This is a genomic window from Pandoraea sp. B-6, assembly GCF_000282835.1.
GTDB lineage: Bacteria > Pseudomonadota > Gammaproteobacteria > Burkholderiales > Burkholderiaceae > Pandoraea > Pandoraea cepalis.
Window position 1 is genome coordinate 15,690 of record NZ_KB290532.1, and the last position, 4,858, is coordinate 20,547.

At 65.4% G+C, this 4,858-nt stretch carries 2 protein-coding genes and 1 pseudogene; all 3 read left to right on the forward strand.

Annotated elements, in window-relative coordinates:
* A partial coding sequence (locus tag A985_RS25575; protein WP_017234113.1) for a DMT family transporter occupies positions 1–813 on the forward strand: 813 nt, incomplete at its 5' end.
* Positions 814–936: 123 nt separating this feature from the next.
* The gene (smc, locus tag A985_RS0114430) at positions 937–4,452 is read left to right on the forward strand and encodes a chromosome segregation protein SMC (protein WP_017234114.1); all 3,516 of its coding nucleotides are present in this window, start codon (positions 937–939) and stop codon (positions 4,450–4,452) included.
* A 39-nt stretch (positions 4,453–4,491) separates the two neighbouring features.
* Positions 4,492–4,858: pseudogene (locus A985_RS0114435) on the forward strand (cell division protein FtsZ); the annotation flags it as partial.

Here is a 4,858-nt window from a genome sequence, read left to right on the forward strand (position 1 = left end):
GGCACCGCAAGCGTCGCGCTGCTGTTGCTCACGCTCGTATATCGCGGCTCGCTCGGCACGCTGCGGTGGTCGTGGCTGCTCGCGGGGGTGGCGTTCGCTGGCGGCGCGACCAACGTCGCGTTTGTCTGGGGCACGACGCACGGACATGTGATGCGTGTCCTGCTGCTGTTCTACCTGACGCCGGTCTGGACGGCGCTGTTCGCCCACTGGCTGCTGGGCGAGCGCGTCGGTGTGCGCGGCGTGGGGCTGATCGCGCTGGCGCTCGGTGGGGCGGGGCTGATGCTTTGGTCGCCCGCGCTGGGCTGGCCGCTGCCCAACAACCCCGGCGAATGGGCGGGCGCCATTGCCGGGGCGGCCTTTGCGCTCAACAATGTGCTGCTGCGGCGCGTCAGTCAGGCGATGCCTGACGTGCGTGCCGAAATGCGTAGTTGGACGCTGTATCTCGGCTGCGTGGTCGGCGGGTTGCTGGTGTTGCCGTTCGATGGCGGGGCCGACACGGGGCGCGCTGCTGTCTCGGCGCTCACGTCGGGTACGGCCGCCGCTGCCGTGGCGCTCGCCTTGGGCTGCGCGATTGCGCTGACCAACGTCGTGGTGCAGTTCGGGTTGGCCCAGGTGCCCGCCAATCAGGCGGCGCTCATCATGCTCTTCGAGATCGTGGTGGCGGCGATGTCGTCCTGGTGGCTGGCGAACGAAGGGCTGGGCGTGCGCGACATCGCGGGTGGACTGTGCATTGTGGCCGCCGGCGTGCTGTCAGGCATTTTGCCGGATTCCGGGCGTTGTAAATGCGCGACGGCGAGGGATGCGATGGTATGATGCGAACCGATGTCATATCGATGTCAGCGGCCAGTGCGCAGCAGTGCGCGCAAGGCCCGACAGGACCAGCTAAGCGCGTCTGCGTCTTTCCCATCATTCCATGACCGATAAAGCGAACCTGCCGTGCGTCTGACCTCCATCAAACTCGCCGGCTTCAAGTCCTTCGTCGATCCGACGAACTTCGCGGTGCCTGGCCAACTGGTCGGGATCGTTGGCCCCAACGGGTGCGGCAAATCCAACATCATCGACGCCGTGCGCTGGGTGCTCGGTGAGTCGCGCGCCTCGGAGCTGCGCGGCGAATCGATGCAGGACGTGATTTTCAACGGATCGACCGCCCGCAAGCAGGCGAGCCGCGCCAGCGTCGAACTCGTGTTCGACAACAGCGCCGGGCGCGCCGCCGGGCAGTGGAGCCAGTACGCCGACATCGCGGTCAAGCGCGTGCTCACGCGCGATGGCACCTCCAGCTACTACATCAACAACCTGCCGGCCCGCCGGCGGGACATCCAGGACATCTTCCTCGGTACCGGCCTCGGGCCGCGCGCCTACGCCATCATCGGACAGGGGATGATCTCGCGCATCATCGAGGCCAAGCCGGAAGAGTTGCGCGTGTTCCTCGAAGAAGCTGCGGGCGTCTCCAAGTACAAGGAGCGTCGTCGCGAGACCGAGAACCGCCTGCAGGACACGCGCGAGAACCTCACGCGCGTCGAAGACATTCTGCGCGAACTCGGCAGTAATCTCGAAAAGCTGGAATCGCAGGCCGTGGTGGCCAATCGGTACAAGGACTTGCATCGCGACGGCGAAGAAAAGCAGCAGTTGCTGTGGCTGCTGCGCAAGAACGAAGCCCAGAACGAACAAGAGCGTCAACAGCGCGCGATCGAATCGGCGCAGGTCGATCTCGAAGCGCAGATGGCGCGTCTGCGCGGCTCCGAATCGGATCTCGAAACGCTGCGCGCCGCTCATTACACGGCCACCGATGCCGTTCAGGCCGCGCAAAGCGCCATGTACGAGGCGAATTCGGAGGTCAGCCGGCTGGAAGCCGAGATCCGCTACGTCGTCGAGTCGCGCAACCGCGTGCAGGCGCAACTGGCGGCGCTCACCTCGCAGCGTGAGCAATGGCAGGCGCGCTCGGCGCAGTCGGAGGAGGCCCTGACGCTCGCGGAAGAAGAACTCATCATCGCCGAGGAGCGCGCGGCCACGGCGCAGGATCAGGCGGCCGATCAGAACGATGCGCTGCCAGCGCTGGAAGCCGGCTGGCGCGACGCGCAGACCCTGCTCAACGAGCAGCGCAGCGAGATTTCGCAGGTCGAGCAGAGTCTGAAACTCGAAGCGGCGCACCAGCGCAATGCCGATCAGGCATTGCAACAGTTGCAGCAGCGTCAGGAGCGTCTGCAAGGCGAGGCGCGCGGGCTCGACAAGCCCGACGAAGCCGAACTGGAGATGCAGCGCGCCGATCTTGCCGAACATCAGGCGATGCTCGAAGACGCGCAGGCCGAACTTGCCGATGCGCAGGAGCGGCTGCCGCGACTCGAAGCCGAGCGTGCCGAGGCGCAGGCGCGGGTGCAGTCCGAAGCCGCGTCCATTGCGCAGCTCGAAGCGCGTCTCACCGCACTCAAGCAACTTCAGGAGAGTGTGCAGACGGAGGGCAAGGTGCAGCCGTGGCTCGACAAGCACGAGTTGGCGCAATTGCCGCGTCTATGGAAGAAACTGCACATTGAGCCGGGCTGGGAAAACGCCCTTGAATCGGTGCTTCGCGAGCGTCTCGCCGCCCTGGAAATCAGCAATCTCGATTGGGTGAAGGCGTTTGCGAGCGATGCGCCGCCGGCCAAGCTGGCGTTCTATTCGCCGCCACCGGCCGCGCGTGCGCTCGACGCCCCGGCGTCGCTGCGCCCGCTGCTTTCGTTGCTGCGCATCGACGATCCTGGCCTTCGTGCCGTGCTGCAGGAATGGCTCGGTCACGTGTTCGTCGCCGACGATCTCGCGCAGGCGATGGTCGCCCGGGCGCAACTGCCGGAGGGCGCGTCGCTCGTCGTCAAGGCGGGGCACCAGGTCACGCGCGTGGGTGTGCAGCTTTATGCCGCCGACTCCGAGCAGGCTGGCTTGCTCGCGCGTCAGCAGGAAATCGAGAACCTGGGCAAGCAACTGCGCGCGCAGGTGTTGCTGTCGGACGAAGTCAAGGCTGCCGCCGTGCGGGCGGAGGCTGCCTACAGCCAGGCGGCGCAGTCACTCAGCGAGGTGCGCGGGCGTGCCGAGCGCGCCACCCAGCGTGTGCATGCGCTGCAGATGGACGTGCTCAAGCTCACGCAAGCCTATGAGCGCTTCAACGCCCGCAGCACGCAGATCGACGAAGAGCTGCGTGAAATCGCCGCGCAGATCGAGGAGCAACTGGCGCTGCGCGCCGAATCGGAGGCGAACTTCGAGCAGAGCGACGCGCGTCTGGCCGAATTGCAGGCGACGTTCGAAGACGGGCAGCTCGAATTCGAATCGCTCGACAGCCGGCTCTCGGATGCCCGCAACCGTGCGCGCGAGTTGGAGCGTCTGGCGCAGGAAGCGGCGTTCGGTCAAAAGGGGATTTCAAGCAAGATCGACGAGCACCGCCGCAGTATCCAGACGGCGCTCGAGCAGGCCGAACGTTTGGTGGTGTCGATCGAGCAGGCACAGGCCGAACTCACGCAGATCACCGAACAGACGGTCGAGAACGGTTTGCAGGACGCGCTTGAACTCCGCGCGCAGAAGGAAGAGATTCTCGGGGCCGCACGCATTGAACTCGAGGCGCTCACGCACAAGTTGCGTCAGAGCGACGAAGAGCGGCTGGCGGCGGAGCGCGGGCTGCAACCGCTGCGTGACCGGATTACGGAATTCCAGTTGAAGGAGCAGGCGGCACGCCTGAACCGCGAGCAGTTCGTCGAGCAACTGACGGCGGCCGAGGTCGACGAGGAGGCACTCGCCGTCAAGCTGACGCCCGATATGAAGCCGTCGTACCTGCAAGGCGAAGTCACCCGCATCAACAACGCGATTAACGCGTTGGGTCCGGTCAACATGGCCGCGCTGGAAGAGTTGGAGACGGCGCGTGAGCGCAAGGTCTTCCTCGACGCACAGTCGGCCGACCTGAACGACGCCATCGACACCCTCGAAGGCGCGATTCGCAAAATCGACGAAGAGACGCGGGTGATGCTCCAGGGCACATTCGACGAAGTGAACAAGCATTTCGGCGAACTGTTCCCGCTGCTGTTCGGCGGCGGACAAGCCAAGCTCATCATGACCGGTGACGAAATCCTCGACGCTGGCGTACAAGTCATGGCGCAACCGCCGGGCAAGAAGAACTCTACGATTCATCTGCTGTCGGGGGGAGAGAAGGCGCTCACGGCCATTGCACTGGTGTTCGGCATGTTCCAGCTCAATCCGGCGCCGTTCTGTTTGCTCGACGAGGTGGACGCGCCGCTGGACGATGCCAACACCGAGCGCTACGCCAAGATGGTGGCGCGCATGTCGGACCGTACCCAATTCGTATTTATTTCGCATAACAAAATCGCGATGGAAATGGCCAATCAGCTCATCGGCGTCACCATGCAGGAACAAGGGGTGTCGCGGATCGTCGCGGTGGACATGGAGTCGGCGATCAATCTGGCCGAGATCGTCTGAGCCCGCGCCCACGATGGAGAAGAGAGAGGAACGCCGCGCATGAATGAACTGCAGCTCAGCTTGATTGGCGCAGGGGTAGTGGTACTGCTGGGAGTCGTGGCCTATAACGCCTGGCAGGGCAGCAAGGCACGCACACGAATACCGCGTCGCATGCCGGTCGACGGTGCCGGCATCGATGCGACGGCCGGCGTGCCGGATGCCGACGACGACCGTCCGTTCATCGAACCGACGCTTTCGCCGCCCCGGGTGCCGGCACAGTCGAGCGAGCGCCGTGAGCCCACACTGGGGCCAGTGGTGGCGGCCGGCAGTTCGGTGCAGGATGCTTTCGCGATCAACGAGGATGCCTGGGATGCGCCGCCGGCGTCGCGCAAGCGCGCCGCGCAGGACGCCGCCGCCCATGCCGCCC